Source organism: Dermacoccus sp. PE3, from assembly GCF_001021715.1.
In the GTDB taxonomy this organism is placed as follows: domain Bacteria; phylum Actinomycetota; class Actinomycetes; order Actinomycetales; family Dermatophilaceae; genus Dermacoccus; species Dermacoccus abyssi.
This window is the reverse complement of the sequence record NZ_LDCM01000001.1, coordinates 338,458-361,971: the sequence shown is the minus strand read 5'-3', so window position 1 is coordinate 361,971 and position 23,514 is coordinate 338,458. Positions and strand designations below refer to the sequence as shown.

20 protein-coding genes are annotated in these 23,514 nt (G+C 68.7%); 8 read left to right on the top strand and 12 right to left on the bottom strand.

Features of this window, described 5'->3' with window-relative positions; translation table 11 throughout:
- Positions 1 to 68: 68 nt before the first annotated feature.
- Entirely contained in the window at positions 69 to 332 is a 264-nt protein-coding gene (locus tag AA983_RS01680; protein WP_047310488.1) for a hypothetical protein, read from the bottom strand.
- Between the two features lie 89 nt (positions 333 to 421).
- On the opposite strand from AA983_RS01680, the gene AA983_RS01675 reads away from it, so the two are divergent.
- A complete protein-coding gene (locus AA983_RS01675; RefSeq protein WP_047310487.1) occupies positions 422 to 703 on the top strand; it encodes a hypothetical protein in 282 nt (93 codons plus the stop codon).
- Positions 704 to 782: 79 nt separating this feature from the next.
- Here the strand turns inward: AA983_RS01675 and AA983_RS01670 are convergent, their stop codons facing one another.
- Positions 783 to 1,247 (bottom strand): SRPBCC family protein, encoded by a 465-nt coding sequence (locus AA983_RS01670; protein WP_047310486.1) that lies wholly within the window; start codon positions 1,245 to 1,247, stop codon positions 783 to 785.
- A 130-nt stretch (positions 1,248 to 1,377) separates the two neighbouring features.
- On the opposite strand from AA983_RS01670, the gene AA983_RS01665 reads away from it, so the two are divergent.
- The gene (locus AA983_RS01665) at positions 1,378 to 2,001 is read left to right on the top strand and encodes a DUF2382 domain-containing protein (RefSeq protein ID WP_047310485.1); all 624 of its coding nucleotides are present in this window, start codon (positions 1,378 to 1,380) and stop codon (positions 1,999 to 2,001) included.
- Positions 2,002 to 2,212: 211 nt separating this feature from the next.
- Positions 2,213 to 3,064 (top strand): glyoxalase III HchA, encoded by an 852-nt coding sequence (gene hchA, locus AA983_RS01660; RefSeq protein ID WP_047310484.1) that lies wholly within the window; start codon positions 2,213 to 2,215, stop codon positions 3,062 to 3,064.
- A 257-nt stretch (positions 3,065 to 3,321) separates the two neighbouring features.
- On the opposite strand, the gene AA983_RS01655 is transcribed toward hchA, so the two are convergent.
- Positions 3,322 to 5,160, bottom strand: a complete 1,839-nt coding sequence (locus AA983_RS01655; protein ID WP_047310483.1) for an ABC transporter ATP-binding protein — start codon at positions 5,158 to 5,160, stop codon at positions 3,322 to 3,324.
- A 330-nt stretch (positions 5,161 to 5,490) separates the two neighbouring features.
- Between AA983_RS01655 and clpB the strand changes: the two genes are divergently transcribed.
- Entirely contained in the window at positions 5,491 to 8,130 is a 2,640-nt protein-coding gene (clpB, locus tag AA983_RS01650; RefSeq protein WP_047310482.1) for an ATP-dependent chaperone ClpB, read from the top strand.
- Between the two features lie 131 nt (positions 8,131 to 8,261).
- Entirely contained in the window at positions 8,262 to 9,146 is an 885-nt protein-coding gene (locus AA983_RS01645; protein ID WP_047310481.1) for a universal stress protein, read from the top strand.
- 72 nt (positions 9,147 to 9,218) lie between these two features.
- Here the strand turns inward: AA983_RS01645 and AA983_RS01640 are convergent, their stop codons facing one another.
- Positions 9,219 to 10,649, bottom strand: coding sequence for an MFS transporter (locus tag AA983_RS01640; protein ID WP_052946766.1), 1,431 nt, complete (start codon positions 10,647 to 10,649; stop codon positions 9,219 to 9,221).
- A 5-nt stretch (positions 10,650 to 10,654) separates the two neighbouring features.
- Positions 10,655 to 11,680 carry a M20/M25/M40 family metallo-hydrolase gene (locus AA983_RS01635; RefSeq protein WP_052946764.1) on the bottom strand — a complete coding sequence of 342 codons (1,026 nt, stop codon included), beginning with the start codon at positions 11,678 to 11,680 and terminating at the stop codon, positions 10,655 to 10,657.
- A 47-nt stretch (positions 11,681 to 11,727) separates the two neighbouring features.
- Here AA983_RS01635 and AA983_RS01630 point away from each other — a divergent pair, with 47 nt between their 5' ends.
- The gene (locus tag AA983_RS01630; protein WP_052946759.1) at positions 11,728 to 12,099 is read left to right on the top strand and encodes a TetR/AcrR family transcriptional regulator C-terminal domain-containing protein; all 372 of its coding nucleotides are present in this window, start codon (positions 11,728 to 11,730) and stop codon (positions 12,097 to 12,099) included.
- Between the two features lie 58 nt (positions 12,100 to 12,157).
- Here the strand turns inward: AA983_RS01630 and AA983_RS01625 are convergent, their stop codons facing one another.
- Positions 12,158 to 13,018 carry an alpha/beta fold hydrolase gene (locus tag AA983_RS01625; RefSeq protein ID WP_047311086.1) on the bottom strand — a complete coding sequence of 287 codons (861 nt, stop codon included), beginning with the start codon at positions 13,016 to 13,018 and terminating at the stop codon, positions 12,158 to 12,160.
- A gap of 131 nt (positions 13,019 to 13,149) precedes the next feature.
- Here AA983_RS01625 and AA983_RS01620 point away from each other — a divergent pair, with 131 nt between their 5' ends.
- Complete coding sequence (locus AA983_RS01620) at positions 13,150 to 13,860, top strand: LppX_LprAFG lipoprotein (protein WP_047310480.1); 711 nt, start codon at positions 13,150 to 13,152, stop codon at positions 13,858 to 13,860.
- Positions 13,857 to 15,587, top strand: coding sequence for an MFS transporter (locus AA983_RS01615; RefSeq protein WP_047310479.1), 1,731 nt, complete (start codon positions 13,857 to 13,859; stop codon positions 15,585 to 15,587). The genes AA983_RS01620 and AA983_RS01615 overlap by 4 nt, the downstream gene beginning before the upstream one ends.
- An 81-nt stretch (positions 15,588 to 15,668) precedes the next feature.
- On the opposite strand, the gene AA983_RS01610 is transcribed toward AA983_RS01615, so the two are convergent.
- The 6 genes from AA983_RS01610 to AA983_RS01585 form a co-directional block, all read right to left on the bottom strand.
- A complete protein-coding gene (locus AA983_RS01610) occupies positions 15,669 to 16,598 on the bottom strand; it encodes a formate/nitrite transporter family protein (RefSeq protein ID WP_052946755.1) in 930 nt (309 codons plus the stop codon).
- 202 nt (positions 16,599 to 16,800) lie between these two features.
- A complete protein-coding gene (locus AA983_RS01605) occupies positions 16,801 to 17,622 on the bottom strand; it encodes a CoA ester lyase (RefSeq protein WP_047310478.1) in 822 nt (273 codons plus the stop codon).
- 105 nt (positions 17,623 to 17,727) lie between these two features.
- Entirely contained in the window at positions 17,728 to 18,237 is a 510-nt protein-coding gene (locus AA983_RS01600) for a MaoC family dehydratase (RefSeq protein ID WP_047310477.1), read from the bottom strand.
- 199 nt (positions 18,238 to 18,436) lie between these two features.
- Positions 18,437 to 19,615, bottom strand: coding sequence for an acyl-CoA dehydrogenase family protein (locus AA983_RS01595; RefSeq protein WP_047310476.1), 1,179 nt, complete (start codon positions 19,613 to 19,615; stop codon positions 18,437 to 18,439).
- A gap of 71 nt (positions 19,616 to 19,686) precedes the next feature.
- Positions 19,687 to 21,858 (bottom strand): biotin carboxylase N-terminal domain-containing protein, encoded by a 2,172-nt coding sequence (locus tag AA983_RS01590; protein WP_047310475.1) that lies wholly within the window; start codon positions 21,856 to 21,858, stop codon positions 19,687 to 19,689.
- 6 nt (positions 21,859 to 21,864) lie between these two features.
- Positions 21,865 to 23,442, bottom strand: coding sequence for a carboxyl transferase domain-containing protein (locus tag AA983_RS01585; protein WP_047310474.1), 1,578 nt, complete (start codon positions 23,440 to 23,442; stop codon positions 21,865 to 21,867).
- Between the last annotated feature and the right edge of the window lie 72 nt (positions 23,443 to 23,514).

Genomic DNA, 23,514 nt, shown 5'->3' with positions numbered 1-23,514 from the left:
ACGATGTCGTGGCGTCCCGACGACCGGCGTGCGACGACGTCGTGAAAGCCCGGTGAACCGAGCCTTCGTCAGATCTGCGGGTTGTTCCTCGCGATGACCTCGACGGCGCTCTTGCTCTCGACGAGACCGAGCCCGGTGGCCTTGCGGTACACCGCGATCGCCTCGACCTGGCGGCCGTTGTTCACGAGGTAGCTGACGCGCTGGGAGATGTCCTGGCCGCTGCGCAGATCGGTCACCTCCTGCTCCAGCTGGCGCACGCGCTTCTGCAGCGCGAAGTTGCTCAGCGCGACGAGCACGAGAAGGATCAGCGCGATGACGAACGCCCAAGTCATTCGGGGGACTCCTTGAGTGGGGAACGCCGCCCAATCTACCGGCGGCGCGTCCTGTGGCAATCGGCGAGCACGCTTGGCACAGTGGTGGCATGACCGAGTACCTCATGATCTTCCCCGAACGCGAGATCGCCGACGAGATCGCTGAAGACCTGCTCGAGGAGGACGACTTCACCGAGGTGCGCGTCGTCCGCGAGGCGCTCGCCGGTGAAGAGGACGACGAAGACCACGACTGGGGCGTCTACGTGCGTCAGGCGACGATCGACGACGCCGCCTCCGCCGTCGCGCAGGCGCTCGCCGAGCGCTTCGAGAAACTGGCCGAGGAGAACGGCGGCTGGCTCGACGACAACCCCGCGCAGCAGCCCACCCGCTGACCGACGCGCGCTGACCGACGCGACGAAGCGCCGCACCCCCTTTCGGGCGTGCGGCGCTTCGCGTTGTGCGCTTCAGGCGTCAGCTTGCGGCGAGCTCGGAGAGCTTCTGCAGGCTCTCCTCGAGCGCGTGCTCCGGGACGAGCGGGAAGTGGACCTTCTTGAGCAGGTCCTTGTCGGTGACCTTGCTCCAGTCGTACGTGAGCGTCACCTCGGTCTCGTTCGGACCCTTGGCGTCGAGCTCGTACACCCACTCCCAGCCCTTGGGCTCGGTGCCGGCCGGCGCCGTCTGCCAGGCGACGAGCTTGTCGTCGACGTAACCGGTGACGTGGTTGTCGGTCTGGTACTCGCCGCCCATGTGCTCGCCCTCCATGTTCATGGTGAACACCTGGCCGACCTTCTGGATGCGGTCGCCGTGGTCGACGCTGCGGATGAAGCCGGAGCCGTCGAGCTTCACGTGCTCGGCCGGGTTGGTGAGCACGTTGAACACGCTCTGGGCCGGAGCCTCGATCGTGCGGGTGACGGTGATCTTCTGGTTGTCAGTCATGCCTTCACCTTTTCTCACTCGGCAGCGCTCCGCAAGGGGGGGGCCGCAGGGGAGCGTGCCTTCGACCGCTCCGGTAGCGTGAACGTGAAACCGGGTGGCGCACATCGCGCCACGGACGAAGGAGTCACAGATGAGCGACCAGCGAGGCGTCGAGCGCCCCTTCGACGGGCGCCGCGACGAGGCGGACGGCATGGTGCTGCACGAGGAGCGCCTGACGCCCGGCGTCGAACGCTACGAGGTGGGGCGGGTCGAGGTGCGCAAGCGCATCATCGTCGAGGAACTGACGGTGACGCTGCCCGTGCGCCGTGAGGTGGCTGACCTCGTGCGGGTCTACGACGACGGCAGCGAGGAGGTGCTCGATCTGCCTCCGTCCTACTGGGAGCCGCGCATCGAGGACCGCACCGGCGGCATGCCGTACGGCTCGAAGGAGACCCCCGCCGGCGCCTACGGCGAGGCCGAAGGCCGGGACGACGATGCCATTAACGGCGTGCGCTCCGACTCGCGCGACGAGGTCTACGACGGCCAGCGCGACGAACGCGAGCGCTCCGGAGCCCGCCGTTCGGCAGAGGCCGACGGTTACGACGTCGTGCTGCACGAGGAGCGCCCGGTCATCAGCACCGAGGTGTACGCCGTCGAGCGGCTGCGTCTGAGCGTCGACCGCGAGACGCAGAACATGACCTACACCGACACGGTGCGCCGAGAAGTCGTCGACTTCGACCTCGACGGCGACACCTACCCCGACGTCACCCGCTGACACGGAGGACGGGAGGCGGTGGTCCACGACTGCGCCTCGTCGTCCGTCGCCCCGCACGGCGGGAACGTGGTCGCACGTGAGCGGCGCGCCCTCGACGGGAAGCGCCGCACCCAGCACGAACAGGGCATCATGCGCCGAGGTACCGCTGGAATAGTTCAGTAGCAGAGGCGTTGAGCCTGAGCACGATTCAACCTGATCTTGAGGTCACACCATGTCCGAGTCCAAAAAGCCCCAGGCCGACGAGGCCGAGCACGGCGCGTACTTCCCCTCGGTGTACTCCCTGGGCCAGTACGTCCCGGCGAAGAGCGATTTCGACGGCGGTGAGAAGCACACCGTGACCGAGGGGCCGAAGAAGATCCTCGCCGTCATGGTCGATGAACGTTACCTGCCCGTCGAGGGAGAGGCGCTGTTCAGCACCGGCAACCACCCGATCGAGACGCTCGTACCCCTCATGCACCTGAGCGAGGCGGGGTACGAGATCGAGATCGCGACGCCGTCCGGGCTCATGGGCAAGTTCGAGTACTGGGCGTTCCCCAAGGAGGACGACGCCGTCAAGGACGCGTTCGAGACCCTGTTGCCCAAGATCCGCAACCCGAAGAACCTCGCGGACGTCGTCAAGAACGAGCTGGGCGCCGACAGCGAGTACGCGGCCATCTTCATTCCGGGTGGTCACGGTGCGATGATTTCGCTTCAGGATGACGAGAACGTCGGCGCGGTGCTGCGCTGGGCATTGGACGTCGACCGCTACGTCATCACCCTCTGCCACGGTCCGGCTGCGCTGCTCGCGGCCGGCGAGAACGGCTCCTCACCGTTCGACGGCTACTCGATCGCGGTGTTCCCTGACTCTCTCGACGAGGGCGCCAACGTCGAGATCGGCTATCTGCCGGGCAAGCTCACCTGGGCGCTCGGTGAGGCGTTGCGCGCTCAGGGCATCACGCTCGTCAACGACGACATGACCGGTGCCGTTCACGCAGACCGCAAGCTGCTCACGGGCGACAGCCCACTGGCCGCGAATGCGCTGGGCCGTCTCGCCGTCGAGCACCTCACCGGCACGGTCTCCTGACGCGATCGTCTGCGCCCGGCTTGGGTGGCGGAATCCTCGCTTCGCTCCGGTCCCACCACCCAAGCCGTTCTTGTCAGCCCGCGATCACATGACGCGGTTGCCTGCGCCCGGAGCCAGCGCGGACATCCTCGCTCCGCTGCGGTGCCCACGCAGGCTCCGTTCTTGTCAGCCCGCGATCACATGACGCGGTTGCCTGCGCCCGGAGCCAGCGCGGACATCCTCGCTCCGCTGCGGTGCCCACGCCGGCTCCGTTCTTGTCAGCCCGCGATGTCGTATTCCTTGAGGCGCTTCTTGTCGGTCTTGCGCCCCGAGGCCTGGAGGGCCGAAAGCTCCGCATAGATGCCGCCGGAGACGGCGAGTTCCTCAGGGGGCCCGATCTCGTCGATGCGCCCGTCACGCAGCGTGACGATGCGGTCGACCGTGCTGATCGTCGAGAGGCGGTGGGCGATGATGAGCGACGTGCGCCCCTCCATCAGCTCGTCGAGGCCGGCCTGCACGAGGCGCTCCGACTTCGTGTCGAGCGCGCTCGTCGCCTCGTCGAGAATGAGGATCGGGGCGTCCTTGAGCATCGCTCGCGCCACGGCGATGCGCTGCTTCTGCCCACCCGAGAGCTTGAGGCCGCGTTCGCCGATCGTCGTGTCGTAGCCGTCGTCGAAACGGCGGATGAAGATGTCGGCGTTGGCGCGCTTCGCGGCGTCGACGATCTCCTCCCCGCTCGCGTCGGGCCGCCCGTAGGCGATGTTCTCCCGGATCGTCCCGCTGAACAGCGAGCTGTCCTGGAAGACCACGCCGAAGTCCGAGCGCAGCTGCGCGAGCGGCGTCTCGTCGACGTCGCGACCGAAGACGCTGAGGCGGCCCTCGCGCAGGCGGTAGAGGCCGAGCAGCAGGCTGATGAGCGTCGTCTTGCCGCCGCCCGACTCGCCGACGAACGCGATGCGCTCACCGTGTCGGATGGAGAGGTCGATGTGCTCGAGCACCGCGCGATCGTCGTCGTAGCCGAAGGTCGCGTCGTCGAACTCGATCACGGTGTCGTCGCGGCCGTCGTCGCTCCCACGAGCCGTCGCGCTGCTCGCCCGCGACGCCGGCGCATCGTCGGCAGCGAGGGCGGCGATGTCACGCTCGGGCATTTCGTCGAGCACCTTGAAGTAGTCGCGGCTGCCCGCGACGGCGCGCTGGCCCGAGTCGACGAGGTAACTCATCATCATGACGGGCTGGCGGGCCATGTTGACGAGCTGGATGAGCAGCACCATGTCGCCGATGGTGAAGACGCCGCGCACGGTCTGTACGAACACGATGGCGTACACGCCGAAGAAGATGACGTTGAGCGAGCCGCGGCGGGCGGCGTCCATGAGGTGCCAGTAGCGCGACTGCACGCGCGTGGTCGCGACGGTGCTGGCGTACCGGTCGTCGAACGACGTGAGCTCGCGCTTTTCCTGGCCGAAGCTCTTGACGACGCGGATCTGCCCCACGACCTCCGCGAAGCGGCCGCCGGCGATGTCGAACTGCTCGTTCTTCTGTTGCTCGAGCACCTGCCACTTCTTGCTCGTGAGCGTCGTCAGGTACATGTAGACCGGGAAGACGATGAGCAGCAAGAGCGCGAGTGGCCACGAGTAGACCGCCGAGATGATGAGTACCGCGAACGTCGTGAGCAACATCGGCAGGAAGTTGTTCGCGAACATGTTGAGGAACTGCGTCGTCTCGGAGATGTTGCGCGACAACCGGTTGATGATCGTGCCGGTCAGTTCACGGTCGAAGTAGCTCTGCGGCAGCGTGAGCAGCTTCTCGAAGTAACGCGTCGACAGGATGCGGCGCATGCGTACCGCGGCGACGTCACCGATGTACCCGCCGATGTTGCTGATGAACGTGTTCGCGAGGTCAGCGACGAGTAGCGCGACGGCGAACCACACGATCGTCTTCACATGCCCGTCGGTGTGCCCACCCGCCTTGACGACATCGACGACCTCGTCGGTGGCACCCGAGATGATGAACGGCATGAGCAACGCCGTTGCGGTGATGAGCACCGAGGTGAAGAGGATGGCGACGTAGGAGGGCCACAACACGCGTGTGGAGGAGAGGATCTTGCCGAGACTGCGCACAGTTCAGAGTCTCACCGGGGTGTGACAACCCGAAATCGCGTCAATTGTCCTGCGCGAGCCGGGAGGATGGTTGCGGGGGCTCGTGGGCTCCGATCCGGCGTCGCCTCCCTGGCTCGTCGAGGTCCGCATCTCGCAGCAGCGAACCGGCAGCGACGTCGGTGACCGTGTCGTTGGTGGAGAAACGCCGCACTGGCGACAGCCTTGAGTGGAATAGGCTCAACTTTCCTGTCGTTGACGATGACAAGCAGTGTTGCACCCAGTAGAACTGTTCCCAGTGACACGGTGAAAGCAGCACGCATCGCACACGTTTCAAGGGCAAGGAGTCAGCCAATGGATCTTCAACTAACCACGAAGGCGCAGGAGGCACTCTCCGGCGCCGTCACCGCAGCGCAGACGGCGGGCAACCCGTCGATCGAGCCTGCCCACATGCTCAAGGCGCTCGTCGAGCAGACCGACACGACGACGCGTCCCCTGCTCGAGGCCTCGGCATCGAGCCCGGCCGCCGTCACGGCGGAGGCCGACCGCGTGCTCGCCACGTACCCCAGCTCGAGCGGCGCCAGCGTCGGCCAGCCGGGCATGAGCCGTGAACTGCTCAACATCCTCGAGCAGGCGCGCACGATCATGTCGTCGATGGGTGACTCGTTCACCTCCACCGACCACATCCTTCTCGCGCTCGCGCGCACCGGCCGTTTCTCGTCGCTCGACGCCGAGGGCATCGAGGCTGCGATCCCGGGCACACGTGGCGGGCGCAAGGTGACGAACGCCGACCCGGAGGGCACCTTCGAGGCGCTCGAGAAGTTCGGTACCGACCTCACCGCCGTCGCCCGCGAGGGCAAGCTCGACCCGGTCATCGGCCGAGACAGCGAGATCCGTCGCGTCGTGCAGGTGCTCAGCCGCCGAACCAAGAACAACCCGGTGCTCATCGGTGAGCCCGGCGTCGGCAAGACGGCCGTCGTCGAGGGTCTCGCACAGCGCATCGTCGCCGGTGACGTGCCGGAGAGCTTGCGCGACAAGCGCCTCATTTCGCTCGACCTCGGCGCCATGGTCGCCGGAGCCAAGTACCGCGGCGAGTTCGAGGAGCGCCTCAAGGCCGTCCTCGAGGAGATCAAGAGCTCCGACGGCGAGATCGTCACCTTCATCGACGAGATCCACACGGTCGTCGGCGCGGGCGCCGGCGGCGACTCTTCGATGGACGCGGGCAACATGCTCAAGCCGATGCTCGCGCGCGGCGAACTGCGCCTCGTCGGCGCGACGACGCTCGACGAGTACCGCGAGAACATCGAGAAGGACCCGGCGCTCGAGCGTCGCTTCCAGCAGGTGTTCGTCGGTGAGCCGAGCGTCGAGGACACGATCGCCATCCTGCGCGGGCTCAAGGAGCGCTACGAGGCGCACCACAAGGTGGCCATCGCGGACCAGGCGCTCGTCGCCGCGGCGTCGCTGAGCGACCGCTACATCACGAGCCGTCAGCTGCCCGACAAGGCCATCGACCTCATCGACGAGGCCGCATCGCGCATGCGCATGGAGATCGACTCCTCGCCGGTCGAGATCGACCAGCTGCGCCGTAGCGTCGACCGTCTCAAGATGGAGGAGCTGCACCTCGAGAACGAGACCGACCCGGCGTCCGTCGACCGGCTCAAGAAGCTGCGGGCCGACCTCGCCGACACCGAGGAGCAACTCGCCGCGCTGACGGCGCGCTGGGAGGCGGAGAAGGCCGGCCTCAACAAGGTGGGTGACCTCAAGGCTCAGATCGACGACCTGCGCACGCAGGCCGAGCGGCTGCAGCGCGAGGGCGACTACGCGTCGGCGTCGAAGCTGCTCTACGGCGACATCCCGACGCTCGAGAAGCAGCTCGAGGAGGCCCAGGCGGCCGAGGCCACCAGCTCGACGGCCGGTGGCGAGGCGCCCATGGTCTCCGAGGAGGTCGGAGCCGACGACATCGCGGAGGTCATCGCGGCCTGGACCGGCATCCCCGCAGGCCGCCTGCTCGAGGGCGAGACCGAGAAGCTCCTGCGCATGGAGGACTTCCTCGGCGAGCGCCTCATCGGTCAGCGTGATGCCGTGGAGGCTGTGTCCGACGCCGTGCGCCGTTCGCGCTCCGGCATTGCCGACCCCGATCGTCCGACCGGTTCGTTCCTCTTCCTCGGCCCGACGGGTGTGGGTAAGACGGAACTCGCGAAGTCGCTCGCCGACTTCCTCTTCGACGACGAGCGCGCCATGGTGCGCATCGACATGTCGGAGTACTCGGAGCGTCACGCGGTGGCTCGCCTCATCGGCTCGCCGCCCGGATACGTCGGGTACGAAGAGGGCGGTCAGCTCACCGAGGCCGTGCGTCGTCGCCCGTACTCGGTCGTGCTGCTCGACGAGGTGGAGAAGGCTCACCCCGAGACCTTCGACATCCTGCTGCAGGTGCTCGACGACGGACGCCTCACGGACGGTCAGGGCCGCACGGTCGACTTCCGCAACGTCATCCTCGTCATGACCTCGAACCTGGGCAGCCAGTACCTCGTCGACCCGACGATGAGCCCGGACGCGAAGCGTGACGCCGTCATGGGTGCGGTGCGCGGGCAGTTCAAGCCCGAGTTCCTCAACCGTCTCGACGAGGTCGTCATCTTCGATCCGCTGACGCAGGACGAGCTCTCGCACATCGTCGAACTGCAGGTGGCGTCGCTCAGCCGCCGCCTCGCCGACCGCCGCATCACGCTCGACGTGACGCCGGCCGCGCGCGAGTGGCTGGCCGCGACGGGTTACGACCCGGCCTACGGCGCACGTCCGCTGCGCCGACTCGTGCAGAAGGAGATCGGCGACCGCCTTGCGCGCGCGCTGCTCGGCGGCGAGGTGCTCGACGGGCAGAACGTCGTCATAGACGTCGAGCGCGGCGAGGCGCTGAAGATGCCCGAGGGTGTCGAGGCGCCGGCGGGTATGGAGGCTCCGGTCACGGGCCTCAAGGTCGTGCCCGGTGCCGTGAGCTGACACGTTCCCTCACGAGAGGCGGCGGTTCCCCTGGGAGCCGCCGCCTCTCTTCGTGTCGGCCACGGTTTCTCGTTCAGGGGAGCACCCTTGGGAGGGGACCAATCCCACCCGATTGGCGGTAAGTTCGACTCATGGGAAACAACGACTCGGCAGTGCCCGCGGGCGGCTCCCGCTACCTCGTCGCCTGGGGTGGCGACAAGCGCTCCCAGGACGCCCTCAAGCTGGGCTCCGTGCTGGCGCGCACCTTCGACGCCACACTCGACATCGTCTACGTCGTGCACCACCCCACGCACACGGCGACGCTGGCCATCGGCGACACGAGCTTCGAGAAGGGGGTGGAGAAGGAGGCCCGCGGCTGGCTGAAGAAGGCCGCGAAGTCGGTCGACAAGGACGTCAACGTCGAGACGCACGTCGCGCACGACACGTCGATCACGCAGGGCATCCTGCGCACCGCCGAGCAGCTCGGCTCGGCCATGATCGTCATCGGTGCCGGTTCCGGCCCCGGTCAGGCCGTGGCGACGAACCCCATCGTCGGGGGTCTGCTCCACGCGAGCCCCGTTCCGGTGGCGATGGCGCCGCGTAACTACCGCAAGTCGAAGTTCGACACCCTCGCGTCGCTGTCGGCGGCCATCGGCCCGCGCCCGGGCGCGCAGGAGATCGTGCTCGAGGCAGCCGAGGGTGTTGCCCGCGTCGGCCTGCCGCTCGACCTCGTCTCGCTCGTCTCGCTCAAGGACGACAAGCAGCTGCACGTCGACGGTTTCGACGAGGCCGAGCGCGTGCTCGCTAATGCGGCGAAGCGCATCGGTGCGCGCGCCGACGTCACGACGCGCGTCGGCAAGGGCCGCTCGCTCAAGCACGCCGTCAAGAAGATGGACTGGGACGAGCGCACCGCCCTCATGGTCGGCTCCTCGCGCCTGGCGCGCGGGCGCACGACGTTCCTCGGCACGTCGGCCACGCGCATGCTCGCCGCTCTGCCGGTGCCGATGATCATCGTTCCACGCAGCGACGCCCGCTGAGGCTGACGCCTGGTTGACCGCGAAAAGTGGAGGTTGTGCGCGATATTTCGTGCACAACCTCCACTTTCTGCATCACTGGGGTTCGGGGCCACCGCTCACTCGGCGGGCGCGCCACAGCAGGAGGGCAGCGCCGACGGCCGTGGCCGAGCAGATCGCCCAGACGGCGAGGTAGCCGCCCAGCGGCGCGTGGTCGCCCACGTCCTCCGTCTGCCCGGCCGAGGCCAGGCACAGGGCGAAGATGCTGGACGCGATCGCGCCGCCCACCGTCTTCGCCATGTTCGTCAGCCCCGTCATCTGGCCCGTGTGCGACGCCGGTGCCGCACCGGCGGCGGCCACCGGGAGCGCCGCCACGAGGGCGCCGCTTCCGATTCCGGCGATCATCATGTTGACGAGCAGGCCGACGACCGAACCGTGACTGACGACGTTGAGCCCGTACCCGAGCGCCACGAGGCACGCGGCCACCGCCAACGCGCCGAACTCGCCGAGCCGCTTCGCGAGCGCGGGCGCCGTCACGGCACCGAGCCCCATGGACAGCACGTAGCCGCCGATGAGCATCGAGACCCCACCCGCGCTGGCGCCGAGGCCGTAGCCCGTGACGTCCGGGTCGGTGCGGGCGAACGTCGACAGCGGGATTTGGGCGCCGAGCACGCTGAAGCCGAACAGGCCGGTGGCCAGCTGCACCGACAACTGACGGCGCTCACGCAGGAGGCGTACGTCGATGACCGGGTCGGGGTGGCGCATCTCGTGGCGCACGAACGGCACTACAAGGCCGGCTCCGACGACGAGGGCCAACCACGGCCACGGGCTTCCCGGCCCGACGAAGCGCACGAGCATCAGCCCGGCCATGACGGCGAGCAACAACCCGCACAGCAGCGCGGCACCCGGCAGGTCGAGGCGGTGCGAGCCCGTCGGGGGCGTCTCGGGCACCCCGAACCAGATGACGACGAAGCACGCCGTGATCGCGACTGCCGGGATGGCGAGCAGACCCGTCATGCCGATCACCGGTTGGAGGGCGCCTGACGTCAGCGCTCCTGCGATGACGCCGACCTCGAGCGCGAGGACGAGCACGGCAGCAGCCGTCCGGGTGCGCGAGCTATCGCCCTTCGTGCGCCGGTGAACGAGCGCGATCTCGAGCGGCAGCCACACGACGTACGGCCCCATGAGCGCCCAGGCGATGAGGAAGAGCCAGAAGTTCGGCGCGAAGGCGACGCCCCATGCGGCGCACGCCGTGATCGCACTGGAGAGCAGGAGCACGCGTTTGTGCCCGACGATGTCGCCGAGGCGCGCCAACACCGGCACCGTGACCGCGGAGACGAGCAACTGCGCCGCCTCGAACCAGTTGACGTCGGCGTCGTGGATGCCCAGATGCCGCGCGATATCGGTGTAGAGCGGCGTGAAGTAGCCCTGGATGACGCCGGACGTCAGTTCCACCACGACGAGGAAGCCGACGACGGCGGCGATCTTCGGAACGACGTCGCCGCCCGATCGCGTGCTCTGCTCCACGGGAATCAGGCCTCCTCGACGAGACGCTCGTACCAGCGCACGCCCTCGAGCCACGAGGCCCGCGTGATGCGCTCGTCGACGTTGTGCAGACTCTCGCGCTGCGCTTTCGACATATGGAACGGGGTGAAGCGATAGACGTGCGGCCACACGGCGTGGAAGTGACGGGCGTCCGTGGCCTGGTTCATGACGTAGGGAGCGACGTGGGCGTCGGCCAGCACCTCGCGTGTCACGCGGCGCAGCGTCTCGAACGCGGGGTGATCGACGGGCGCCACCTGCGTCGGCCCGCTGCCGCCGATGAGCTCGACCTGTGCGTGGGGCCTGACGGCCCGCTCGACGGCGTGCACCGCTTCGTCGAGGCTCTCGCCAACACTGATGCGCATGTTGACGCCGGCTGTCGCGGTGGTCGCGATGACGTTCTGGGCCTTCGAGCCCTCGAGCATCGTGACGGCCCGCGTCGTGCGGACGATCGCGGCGGTCTCGGGGCCGAGGCGCGTGAGAATCCGGGCGAAGAGGCCGCTCGCCGACCCGATCCGGCCCAGGACGAGCGAGAGGGGTCGGGCCGCGACCTCGGCGACAGCCTCGAACATCGCGACGGCGGTCGGCGTCAGCCGCGCGGGGGCGGGGTTGGCGTCGAGTGCCGAGATGGCGCGGGCCAGTTTCGCCGTGGCGCCGCCCGTCTTCGGGGTCGAGGCGTGCCCGCCGTCGCCGTGTGCGACGAGCCGGAGATCGGCCGTGCCCTTCTCGGCGACGCCGATCATCGCGACGGGCTTCGTCACGCCGGGGAAGACCTCGGAGGCCACGGCGCCGCCCTCGTCGAGCACGAGGAACGGCGTGACGCCGCGCGCCCGCAATGCCTCGACGGCGGCCGCGGCGTGATGACCCATGACTTCCTCGTCGGCGCCGAAGGAGAGCCAGACGTCGAGGGCGCGGATGGCGGCGAGCTGCCACGCCGCGTCGATGAAGAGGACGCCGAGGCTGACGGCGCCAAAGGCGCTGAGGCCGAGGAGGAGGCTGCGGCGGCAACCGAACATGTCGCCAAGCGTTCCGCCAGGCGCGCCCGTGGACGGCGGCGCACTTCATGCACGACATGGAGCTGCAGGAGAACTCACTCGTGTTCTGGGAGGGCATCGGCCAACACCTGCTGCGCCTCGACCTCACGGATCGCCAGCGCTTCCAGGCCGTTTCGGCCGTCGTCAACTACGTCGTCGGCATGGGCGCGCAGATGGCGATCGAGCAGGCGCCCGAACCCGAACCGGGCGAGAACCCCGACGAGATGCGCGAGCGCTACCTCGGCGAGTGGGCCGACACATGGATGCAGCGCGACCCCGAGGCGTTCCCCTTCGCGCGCTCGATGGCGCCGATCTTCCGCGACCACGACGACTTCGAGCAGTTCGTTGCCGGCCTCGACCTCATCCTCGCGGGGTTGGAGCGTCAGGCGGGGCTCGCCTGACGGCAAGCCGCCCCGGGAAGTTGCCTGGGAAACGCGGGACCAGTGCCCCGGCGGCCGCTCAGGATCGGAGGATGGCGGCGGCCACCTCGTCGGGCGCCTCGTAGGTGAGCATGTGCCCCTTGCCCTCGAGGAACTGAGCGTCGGCGTCCGGCAGTGCCTCGGCGAGCGCCTTGGCGTGACGCGGCGGGGTGAGCATGTCGCGCGTGCCGACGAGAATCGTCACCGGGGTGTCCTTGAGTGACTCAAGGGCCGCGAGTTCGTCGTGGGCCATGAGGGCCTTGTAGTAGCTGCCCGTCGTCGACAGGCGGGTGCCGCGCATCTGGGCGCGCGCGGCGATGACGTCCTCCTTGCGGGCGTCCTGGCCGAACGCGATGCGCTGCGAACGCGTCGTCGCGAAAACACCCGGGCGCCACGGGATGTGGCTCAGGGCCCGCATGGCGAGTGCTTCGCCGGGGATGCGCAGGCCGCGCAGCTGCCCGGCGGACGTCGCCACGAGGACGACGGACGTGACGCGCTCGCGCACGACGTCGGGGTGCATGCCCGCGAACGCCATGATCGTCATACCGCCCATCGAGTGGCCCGCCAGGATGATCGGTGAGCCCGCCGGAACGGCCTTCTCGATGACGAGGGCGAGGTCGTCCCCGAGCGCGTGGACGCTCGCCTCCCCGCCACGTCGTGCGCCACCGGCGACGCTTGAGCCGCCGTGTCCGCGCTGATCCCACGCCACGATGCGACGCCCGCCCTCGGCGGCGAGCCGCTCGGCGACGGGCTCCCAGGAGCGGTGATCCAGGGTCCACCCGTGCGCCATGACGATCGTCGTCGCGTCCGGGGCGAGACCGGCCGGTTCGTGGACGAAGACGGCAAGTCGGGCGCCGTCGGGCGCAGTCACTTCGCGGGTGTTCCAGTCGATGCGGGCCATGAACACACCCAAACACACGCTGCCGCCGTCAGGTGGGCGGAACCGGGAAGGCTCCGGCGAGCGTCTCAATCGGGAAACGCCAATGCGCACAAATGGGGCGCTCGCGCGCCCCCGATGGATAGGTTGACCGCATGACCGCACAGTTGCCCTCCCGCCGCATCGCGCTCGCCGGAGCTTTCGCCACGCTCGCCCTCGCCGGGTGCTCGTCGACGAAGAAGTCCGACACGTCGGACGACAGCGACGCCAGCACGCGCCTCAAGGCCGCGCAGGACGTCATGGCGAAGACGGCGGGTTACCACGTCAAGCTCACCTCCTCGGGGACGCCGGACCAGGAGTCGTCCCTGAAGTCCGGTGAGGGCGACGTCGTCAACTCGCCGCAGTCGTTCAAGGGCACGGTCACCGCGAACACCGGCGGCAGCGACGTCAAGGCCGAGGTCATCAGCATTGAGAAGGAGAGCTGGGTCAAGCCCGGCTTCTCGTCGAAGTACATCGCCGTCAACCTCGACGACATGGGTGTGCCGCTGCCGTCGTCGCTGTTCAACGCCTCGAAGGGCCTCCCGGCACTGCCGGTGCTGAGCAAGGACATGAAGAAGACGGGCGAGAAGCTCGTCGGCGGCGAGAAGGTGACCCTGTTCAAGGGCACGGTCGACGGACCCACCGCCACGAAGGCCATGGGCTTCGGGCGCACGCGTAAGAACTACACGGTCGAGGTCGGTCTCAACGACAAGAACGAGATGCGTTCGATGTCGATCAACGGTTCGTTCTTCGACTCGTCCGACGCCACGTACAACCTCGAGATGTCGAAGTTCGGGCAGAAGGCGACGATCTCCAAGCCCGCATGAGCACGGACGCCACCGTGACGCCCGCCGTGAGCGAGCCGACGCCCCGATCGAAGGCGCTGCTCGCCACAGCAGCGCTCGCCGTCCTGTTGACGGCTGCCGACACCTACGTCGTCGTCCTCGCGCTCGAGGAGATGATGTCGGGCGTCGGGCTCGGTATCGACCAGCTGCAGCGTGCCGCGCCGATCGTCTCGGGCTTCCTGCTCGGCTACATCGCGGTGCTTCCCCTCATCGGGCGGCTGTCCGACCTCGTGTCACGCCAGCGCGTGCTCCTGTGGTGCCTCGTGCTCTTCGGCCTCGGCAGCGTCGTGACGGCGCTCGCCGTGGACCTCCCGGTCATCGTCGGAGGCCGTGTCATTCAGGGCATCGGCGGTGGCGGCCTCGTGCCCGCCACGCTCGCCCTGGTGGCCGATCTCCTGCCGCGCGGACGCCGCGGCGTCGCCCTCGGCATGGTCTCGGCCGTGCAGGAGATCGGTGCCGTCATCGGCCCGCTGCTCGGAGCAGCCGTCCTCGCGTTCTGGTCCTGGCGGGCCATCTTCTGGCTCAACGCCGGCGCGGCGGTCGTCCTGGCCGTCGTCATCGCCGTGCTCGGCCGCGGCGCGCCGACCGGTGAACCGCTGCGTCTCGGCGCTCGCTCGACGTGGGTCGCCCGCATCGGTTGGATCGCCGGGGCTCTCGGCACGGCCGTCGTCGTGTTGGCGCTGTGGGCACCGGAGAGGCTGACGTCCAACGTCACGTACGGCCCGCCGTTCGTGCCGTACGAGGGCAACACGTCCCGCCTCATCACGCCGATCGGGTTCTGGGGTCTCGGCCTGCTCGCCGGCTTCGTCGTGCTCACGGCTCCGGTGTGGTGGCCGCGCCTTCGGGCGGTCGACGTGTTCGGTGCGGCCCTGCTCACCGGCGCGCTGGCGTGTGTCGTGTGGACGTTCGCCACCGCCGACTCTTCGAAGCAGGTCATGAGCGACTCGGGTGTCTGGCTGCTGCCGGTCACCGGGGTGTTGCTCGTCGGCTACGTCGTGCGGCACCTGACGGCGAAGCAGCCGCTCATCGAGCGCGGCGTGCTCACCGGACGTGTGCCTGCGGCGCTGCTCGTGTCGTTCCTCGTCGGGACGGCCCTCGTGGCGGTCGTCGTCGAGATCCCGGTGCTCGCGCGCCTCACGATGACGAACTCGCAGACGACGGCAGCCTTCGTCCTGCTGCGCTTCCTCGTCGCCGTGCCGATCGGTGCGCTCGTCGGCGGTCTCCTGCTGCGCCGCATCGGCCCGGCGTTCGTCGCGGCTCCCGGGCTCGTGCTCGCGGGCGGGGCCATCCTCGTCATGTCGGGGTGGCGCAGCGGAGCCCTCTCCGATCTCGTCATCTCGACGCTCGTGCTCCTCGTCGCGGGCTTCGGCATCGGTCTCGCCATCGCCCCCGTCAACGACGCGGCGCTCGCCGACGCCCCGGAGAGCGCACACGGCGTGACGTCCGCGCTCGTCGTCGTCGGCCGCATGATGGGCATGGTCGTCGGACTCGCGCTGCTCACGGCCGTCGGTCTTCACCGCTTCTCGACGGAGATGCAGAAGGTCGACCGGCCCAACGCCCAGACGGTGCGCGACGCCGGCGTCGTCCAGGTGCACACCGTCTTCATCGGCGCCGGCGTCGCGGCACTCGTGGCTGCCGCGATCGCACTGTTCTTCCTCGGCCGCTCGGTCATCGCCGCGCGCGACGTGGCGGATCCGCTGGAGAGCTGATCGATGTCGGCTCAGGTCCGACAACGTGAAGGAGGCAGGCACCCCAGCCAGGTGCCTGCCTCCTTCACGTTCGCTCGGAACTCAGCGCTCGCGCTGCATGAGCCGCGAGACGATGTAGAACGGGAGCGCCACGAGCAGGGCGCCGCCGATGAAGTTGCCGAGCGTCGTCGTCGCGAGGTTACGCAGCATGCCGTGATCGCCGAAGTCCCACGTGATGGGCGTGGCGGGCGCGGCGTCGGGGTGGAACGCGTGGAGCAGCCACGGGAAACCGATGAAGCCGATGTTCGCGATGACGTGCTGCGTGCCGCCGACGACGAAGGCGAACGGGCCGTAGAACGCGAACGCCATCCGGGTGCCTTCATTGCGTGCCTTGAAGAACATGAACATGGCGGTCTGCAGGAACCAGGTGCACAGGACGGCGAGCAGGATGGCCGAGAACGTGCCCTCACCGCTCTTCGCGACGCCGACCTTGAGCGCCTGCTCGATGAACGGCTTCGCGAGATAGGGCCCGCCGGCGAGGGCAGCCACCGTCACGAAGAAGAGCGTGCCGAGCAGGTTTCCCACGAGCCCGAGGCCGAGGAATCGGCCGTACGCGCCCACGCCGATCTGGCGGCGCAGCAGGAGGATGAGGCCGGCGGCCATGTCGGCGGTGATGAGCGAGACGCCCGAGACGAGGATGAGGACGAACGACATCCCGAAGGCCAGGCCCATGACGAGGGATTTGAGGCCGGGTGTCGACACGCCGGTTGCCACCGTCAGGGAGAGCAGGACGCCGAAGGCGACGAAGACGCCGCCGATGAGGGAGCGCACGAAGTGCGACAGCGGGTGGCTCGCCTTCTCCAGGGCGCCTGCGGCGACGCGGTCGACCATCTCGGGGATGGTCGAGAACTCGGAGACGGGCCGCGCTGCGGGCGTCGGGCTCGTGCCGGACGAGCGGTGCGCAGGCACGTGCTCGTCGCTGTTCCGGGCGTCCGAGGCGCTGTCGCCCGGGCGCTCGAGGGTGTCGGTCATGGTGGTCCTTCTGGTTTCGGTGGAGCGTCAGATCTCGTAGGTGACGGCTGCTTCGTTCCAGTCGTGCATCGTGCCGGAGTGGTAGAGCAAGGGGCTCTTGTCGTTGCGCTGCATCTCCTCGATGTGGACGCAGGATGCGACGAAGCCCCGGCGTCACCGGTGGGGCGACGTCGGGGCTTCCGATGTGAGTGATTGGACGGCGTCAGTTCTCCGCGCGCCGCAGGATCTGCTGGGCCTGCTTGAACACCGGCCCGTCGACCATCTGACCCTCGTACGTGAAGACGCCGCGCTCGCCCTCGGCGGCTGCGAGGAGGCCCTCGGCCCAGGTGACCTGCTCGTCGGTGGGCGCGTAGGCGTCGCGGATGACCGCGACCTGCTTGGGATGGATGGCGACCTTCGCGTCGAAGCCGATGTTCACCGCGTCGTCGGTCTCCGCGGCGAGGGCGTCGAGATCGCCGATGTCCATGAAGACCGAGTCGAGGGCGAAGCAGCCGTGGGCCTTGGCGGCGAGCAGGACGCTGCCGCGCACCTGCGTCACGATCGGGTGATAGCTGCCGTCGGCGAGGCGGCTACGGCGCCCGCCGAGCCCTGCGGTGAGGTCTTCCGAACCCCACATGAAGCCGACGACGTTCTCGGCCGCTGCGATCTGGGAGGCGTTCACCGCGCCGAGCGGCGACTCGACGAGGGCGATGACCTCGTACCCGTCGAGCTTGTCGACGTCGGCGCGCGTCTCCGTCTTCGCGAGCATGACGCGCCGGTAAGGCGTCTTCTCGAGCGCGGCGAGGTCGTCGGCGAACTCGTCCGTGGTGGCCGCGTTGACGCGCACGACCGTGCGCTCGACGTCCTGCAGGTCATCGACGATCGACTGACGCGCGCCCGCCTTGGCGTCCGGGCTCACCGCGTCCTCGAGGTCGAGGATGACGACGTCCGCGGCTGCCGCGGCCTTCGCGTAACGCTCAGGGCGGTCGGCGGGGCAGAAGAGCCAGCCGGGGCCGGGCATCGTCCACGAGGTTGCAGTGTCCATCGGTTCCTCCGGGTCGAAGACGGTGACGGTTGGGGTACGTGGTGACGGTCAGACGTCACCACTTACCCCATCCGTCACCAGGTGCAGATCATGAGGTCGGCTGGTTCAGGAAGCCGGTGCGCACTTCACGAGCGTCTGACGCACCGCCACCGCGACGACGTCGCCGTGCTGGTTGCGCCCGGTGTGACGCAGCGTGACGATGCCCTGGCCTGGGCGCGATTTCGACTCGCGCTTGTCCTCGACGGTCGTCTCCGCGTAGAGCGTGTCACCGGCCTTCATCGGCGCCGGGAACGAGATCTCGCTGAAGCCGAGATTCGCGACGATGGTGCCCATCGTCAGCTGCGCGACGCTGAGGCCGACGAGGGTCGAGAGTGTCCACATCGAGTTGACGAGGCGCTCGCCGAACTCCGTCTCGGCGCCGTAGGCGGCGTCGAGGTGCAGGGCCTGCGTGTTCATCGTCAGCGTCGTGAACAGAGTGTTGTCGGCTTCGGTCGCCGTGCGTCCGGGGCGGTGCAGGTACGTCGTACCCACCTCGTACTCCTCGAACCACAGGCCGCGCTGCTCGACGGTCTTGCCCTGCGTGACGTCGTCCGGCGTCTCGGGGATGGGGGTCATGGGAGTGTCCTCACTCGTGCGTGTGGCGTGTTCAGGAACATTTTCTTGGGACTCTTCGGTCACTCGTTCCGGTCCGGTGCTCGCTGCGCTGCGCTCCGATCCTCACGAGTGATTCAGAGTCATCGATTTTCTTGGGACTCTTCGGTCACTCGTTCCGGTCCGGTGCTCGCTGCGCTGCGCTCCGATCCTCACGAGTGATTCAGAGTCCCAGTTCCCGGGCGATGAGCATGAGCTGCACCTCGGTGGTGCCCTCGCCGATCTCGAGGATCTTCGAGTCGCGGTAGTGGCGCGAGACCGTGTACTCGTTCATGAAGCCGTAGCCGCCGTGCACCTGCGTGGCGTCGCGGGCGTTGTCCATCGCGGCCTCGGAGGCCACCATCTTCGCGACGGACGCGGCCTTCTTGAACGGCTTGCCGGCCAGCATGAGCGCTGCCGCGTTGTAGTAGGCCGAACGCGCGGCGTGGGCGCGGGCCTCCATGCGGGCGATCTTGAACTGGATGGCCTGATAGGCGCCGATGTTCTGCCCGAACGCCTGACGCTCCTTCGCGTACTTCACCGACTCGTCGACGCAGCCCTGCGCAGCACCGACGGCAAGCGCCGCGATGGCGATGCGGCCCTCGTCGAGGATGCGCAGGAAGTTGGCGTAGCCACGGCCGCGCTCACCGAGGAGGTTGGCCTTGGGCACGCGCACGTCGTCGAAGCTGAGAGGGTGCGTGTCGGAGGCGTTCCAGCCCACCTTGTCGTAGGCCGGTTCTGCGGTGAAGCCCGGCGTGGAGGTCGGGACGATGATCGTCGAGATCTCCTTCTTCGTGCGGCCGTCGCTCGTCTGCGACTCACCCGTGACGGCGGTGACCGTGACGAGCTTCGTGATGTCCGTGCCGGAGTTGGTGATGAACTGCTTCGAGCCGTTGATGACCCACTCGTCGCCGTCCTCGCGGGCCGTCGTCTTCGTGCCCGACGCATCGGAACCGGCACCGGCCTCCGTCAGGCCGAAGCCGCCGAGGGCCTCACCCGAGGCGAGCTGCGGCAGCCACTCGCTCTTCTGCTCCTCGTTGCCGAAGCGGAAGATCGGCATGGCGCCCAGGCCGACGCCGGCCTCGAGCGTGATGGCGACGCTCTGGTCGACCTTCGCGAGCTCCTCGAGGGCGAGGCACAGGGCGAAGTAGTCGCCGTCCATGCCGCCGTACTCCTCGGGGAACGGCAGCCCGAACAGGCCCATCTCGGCCATGCCCTTGACGACCTCGTATGGGAACGTGTGGTTCTTGTCGTGCTCGGCGGAGACGGGCGCAACGACCTTCTGGCTGAAGTCGCGCACCATCTTCTGCAGGTCGGCGTACTCGTCGGGCAGATTGTCGGCCGCGAGGAACGACGTGTTCATGGGTTTCTCCTTCATTCGGGAGGAAGTCGGTGTGCTGGTATCGGCGCGGGTGACGCGCCGCGGGTGATCGGTCAGGTGGCGTCGGGTGGGGTGATGCGGGCGAGCACCTCGTCGACGGCCACCTGGGTGCCGGCGGGGGCGAGGATCTCGACGGTGCCGTCGATGGGCGCGGTGAGCGAGTGCTCCATCTTCATGGCCTCGACGATGACGATCGTCTGGCCCGCGCTCACCTCGTCGCCGTTCTCCACCTGCACCGCGATGACGGCGCCCGGCATCGGGCTCTTGATGTCGCCGCCCGCAGCGGCAGCCGCGTCACCGTGGAGGCTGACGTGCTTGGCCTCCTTGACCGCGAACGTGCCCTCGGGCGAGCCGACCCACACGGTGCGCACACCCTGCTTGTCGGTGACGGCCTCGGTGCTGAACGTGCGGCGCAGCCCCGCCGTCGTCATGACGAGACGGCCCGAGCCGTCACGACGCGTGATCGTGGCGCGAGTGGCGTCGCTGCTCGCGGCGTCGGCCTGGGGCTGGCTCGCCTGCTGGGGCGGCAGACCACGGCGCAGCGTGACCTCCTCGCCGCCGTCCTTCGTCGAGACAAGGGCGACCTCGGTGACGCTCGTGCCCGATTCGGTCTCGGCGTCGGCCACCTCGAAGCGCACCGTCCGTGCGCTGCGGCGTCCGCCGACGCGCCAGCCGTCGATGCCCTGCCACACGGCCTGGGCGCCCGTCGGGTCGGCCTCGGCTTCGGAAGGCTCGAGAAGCGTTGCCGCAGCGGCGACGAGCACGTCGTCGGGGGCCGGGGTTGCGACGTAGTCGCCGACGCGGGCATCGAGCAGGCCGGTGTCGAGTCGACCCGCCTGCACGTCGTCGTCGGCGAGGAGGAAGCGGACGAAGTCGATGTTCGTCGTCACGCCGAGCACGTGGGTCTTCGCCAGGCCCTCGTCGAGCGAGGCAAGAGCAGCGGCGCGGTCTTCGCCGTAGCCGATGACCTTGCTCAGCATGGGGTCGTAGTCGGAGCCGACGACGGTGCCACGGGCGATGCCGGAGTCGATGCGCAGGTTCGCGGCCTGCGGCTCGTCGAGCCCGACGACCGTGCCACCGGTGGGCAGGAAGCCGCGGGCCGGGTCCTCGGCGTACACGCGCGCCTCGACGGCGTGGCCGGTGAGCGTGACGTCGTCCTGGGTGAACGGCAGTTCCTCACCGGCGGCCACGCGCACCATGAGCTCGACGAGGTCGAGGCCCGTGACGAGCTCCGTGACGGGGTGTTCGACCTGCAGGCGGGTGTTCATCTCCATGAAGAAGAACTCGTCCGGCGCGTCGGCCGAGACGATGAACTCAACCGTTCCCGCACCGACGTAGTCGACGGATCGTGCTGTGTTGCAGGCTGCTTCGCCGATTCGAGCACGCGTTTCGGCGTCGAGCAGGGCCGAGGGCGCCTCCTCGATGACCTTCTGGTGCCGGCGCTGCAGCGAGCACTCGCGCTCACCGAGGTGGATCACGTTGCCGTGCTTGTCCGCGATGACTTGCACCTCGATGTGGCGCGGGCGCAGGACGAAGCGTTCGAGGAAGAGCGTGTCGTCGCCGAAGCTCGTCGCGGCCTCGCGGCGGGCGCGGGCCACGGCGTCGGCCATGTCCTCGGCGCGCTCGACGACATGCATGCCCTTGCCGCCACCGCCGGCGCTCGGCTTGATGAGCACCGGGAAGCCGACGTCGGACGCTGCGGCGACGAGTTCGTCGTCGGTGAGACCCGGGCGCGCGATGCCCGGCACGACCGGCACGTCGAACGCCATGACGGCGTTCTTCGCGGTGATCTTGTCGCCCATCGTCTCGATCGCGTGCGCGCTCGGGCCGAGGAAGGCGATGCCGTTTTCCTCGCACGCGGCCGCGAAGGCCGTGTTCTCGGAGAGGAAGCCGTAACCGGGGTGGACGCCGTCGGCGCCCGTGAGGCGGCACGCGGCGATGACGCGGTCGATGTCGAGGTACGGGTTCTTGGGCCGGCCGTCGTGGTAGCGCTCGTCGGAGGCTCCCTCGAGCAGTTCGGGGGAGGCGAGGCGGACCGCGTCGTCGGCCTCGCGCACGTGCAAGGCACCTGCGTCGGCGTCGGAGTAAACCGCGATCGAGCGGATGCCCATGTGTCGCAGCGTGCGGATGACGCGCACCGCGATCTCGCCGCGGTTGGCGATGAGGACGCTCGTGATGGCGCGCTGCTCGGGCGCCTGGGCCGTGGTCGTCGTGCTCTCGTTCATCTCAGATCACATCCGGAAAACGCCGTAGGAAACATCGTCGAGCGGGGCCTGGGCGCACGCGCCGAGGGCCAGGCCGACGATGTCGCGCGTATCGGCCGGGTCGATGACGCCGTCGTCCCACAGGCGCGCGGTGGAGTAGTAGGGGTTGCCCTGGTCTTCGTACTGCTGACGGATAGGCTCCTTGAAGGCGTCGGCGTCCTCGTCGCTCCACGGCGTGCCGGCCGCTTCGAGCTGGTCGCCGCGAACCGTCGCGAGCACCGAGGCCGCCTGCTCGCCGCCCATGACGGAGATGCGGGCGTTCGGCCACATGAACAGGAAACGCGGCGAGTACGCGCGACCGCACATCGAGTAGTTGCCGGCGCCGTACGAGCCGCCGATGACGACGGTGAGCTTGGGCACGCGGGCGCACGCGACGGCGGTGACCATCTTCGCGCCGTGCTTCGCGATGCCGCCGGCCTCGTACTCGCGCCCGACCATGAAGCCGGTGATGTTCTGCAGGAACAGCAGCGGCGTCTTGCGCTTGTCGGCGAGTTCGATGAAGTGCGCGCCCTTCTGGGCGCTCTCGCCGAAGAGAACACCGTTGTTCGCGATGATCGCGACGGGGTGGCCGTGGATGTGCGCGAAGCCCGTGACGAGCGTCTTGCCGTACTCGGCCTTGAACTCGTGGAACTCGCCGTCGTCGACGATGGTGTCGATGACGTCGTGCACGTCGTAGGGCGTGCGCAGGTCGACCGGCACGACGTCGTAGAGGCGCTCCTGGGCGTGCTTCGCGGGGCGCGGCTCCACCATGCGCCACGGAACCTCGGCCTTCGGGCCCAGGGTGCGCACGATGCTGCGCACGCGACGCAGCGCGTCGTGGTCGTCGTCGGCGAGGTGGTCGGTGACGCCGGAGGTCTTGGAGTGCAGGTCCCCACCGCCGAGATCCTCGGCCGTGACCACTTCACCCGTGGCTGCCTTCACGAGCGGCGGACCGCCGAGGAAGATCGTGCCCTGATTGCGCACGATGACGGTCTCGTCGCTCATCGCCGGAACGTAGGCACCACCGGCGGTGCACGAACCCATGACAGAGGCGATCTGCGGGATGCCCTTCGCCGAGAGGGTGGCCTGGTTGTAGAAGATGCGGCCGAAGTGCTCGCGGTCGGGGAACACCTCGTCCTGCTTGGGCAGGAACGCGCCGCCGGAGTCGACGAGGTAGATGCACGGCAGGTGGTTGTCGCGCGCGATCTCCTGCGCGCGCAGGTGCTTCTTCACCGTCATCGGGTAGTAGGTGCCGCCCTTGACGGTGGCGTCGTTCGCGACGATGACGCACTCGCGGCCCTCGACGCGGCCGATGCCGCCGATGACGCCGGCGCCGGGGCACTCGTCGTCGTACATGCCGTCAGCGGCGAGCGCGCCGATCTCGAGGAAGGGGCTGCCCGGGTCGAGGAGCGTTTCCACGCGGTCGCGCGGCAGCAGCTTGCCGCGGCTGACGTGACGCTCGCGGGCCTTGTCGCTGCCACCGCGTGCTGCGGTGCGGAGTTTGCCGTCGAGCTCCTCGAGCAGGCGCTGGTGCTCTGCTCGGTTCGCGGCGTGATCGAGGGCCATGCGTTCGCTCCCGGGTGTCGGTGGGTCGGAAGGCGGTTCGTGGCGAGTGACGTCACATCGCGCGCATGCGCG

Bases quoted from the DNA above. Each gene is read 5' to 3' on its own strand.
- AA983_RS01680 (WP_047310488.1), bottom strand. From the start codon at position 332: ATGACTTGGGCGTTCGTCATCGCGCTGATCCTTCTCGTGCTCGTCGCG.
- AA983_RS01675 (WP_047310487.1), top strand. From the start codon at position 422: ATGACCGAGTACCTCATGATCTTCCCCGAACGCGAGATCGCCGACGAG.
- AA983_RS01670 (WP_047310486.1), bottom strand. From the start codon at position 1,247: ATGACTGACAACCAGAAGATCACCGTCACCCGCACGATCGAGGCTCCG.
- AA983_RS01665 (WP_047310485.1), top strand. From the start codon at position 1,378: ATGAGCGACCAGCGAGGCGTCGAGCGCCCCTTCGACGGGCGCCGCGAC.
- hchA (WP_047310484.1), top strand. From the start codon at position 2,213: ATGTCCGAGTCCAAAAAGCCCCAGGCCGACGAGGCCGAGCACGGCGCG.
- clpB (WP_047310482.1), top strand. From the start codon at position 5,491: ATGGATCTTCAACTAACCACGAAGGCGCAGGAGGCACTCTCCGGCGCC.
- AA983_RS01645 (WP_047310481.1), top strand. From the start codon at position 8,262: ATGGGAAACAACGACTCGGCAGTGCCCGCGGGCGGCTCCCGCTACCTC.
- AA983_RS01635 (WP_052946764.1), bottom strand. From the start codon at position 11,680: ATGTTCGGTTGCCGCCGCAGCCTCCTCCTCGGCCTCAGCGCCTTTGGC.
- AA983_RS01630 (WP_052946759.1), top strand. From the start codon at position 11,728: ATGCACGACATGGAGCTGCAGGAGAACTCACTCGTGTTCTGGGAGGGC.
- AA983_RS01625 (WP_047311086.1), bottom strand. From the start codon at position 13,018: ATGGCCCGCATCGACTGGAACACCCGCGAAGTGACTGCGCCCGACGGC.
- AA983_RS01620 (WP_047310480.1), top strand. From the start codon at position 13,150: ATGACCGCACAGTTGCCCTCCCGCCGCATCGCGCTCGCCGGAGCTTTC.
- AA983_RS01615 (WP_047310479.1), top strand. From the start codon at position 13,857: ATGAGCACGGACGCCACCGTGACGCCCGCCGTGAGCGAGCCGACGCCC.
- AA983_RS01610 (WP_052946755.1), bottom strand. From the start codon at position 16,598: ATGACCGACACCCTCGAGCGCCCGGGCGACAGCGCCTCGGACGCCCGG.
- AA983_RS01605 (WP_047310478.1), bottom strand. From the start codon at position 17,622: ATGGACACTGCAACCTCGTGGACGATGCCCGGCCCCGGCTGGCTCTTC.
- AA983_RS01600 (WP_047310477.1), bottom strand. From the start codon at position 18,237: ATGACCCCCATCCCCGAGACGCCGGACGACGTCACGCAGGGCAAGACC.
- AA983_RS01595 (WP_047310476.1), bottom strand. From the start codon at position 19,615: ATGAACACGTCGTTCCTCGCGGCCGACAATCTGCCCGACGAGTACGCC.
- AA983_RS01590 (WP_047310475.1), bottom strand. From the start codon at position 21,858: ATGAACGAGAGCACGACGACCACGGCCCAGGCGCCCGAGCAGCGCGCC.
- AA983_RS01585 (WP_047310474.1), bottom strand. From the start codon at position 23,442: ATGGCCCTCGATCACGCCGCGAACCGAGCAGAGCACCAGCGCCTGCTC.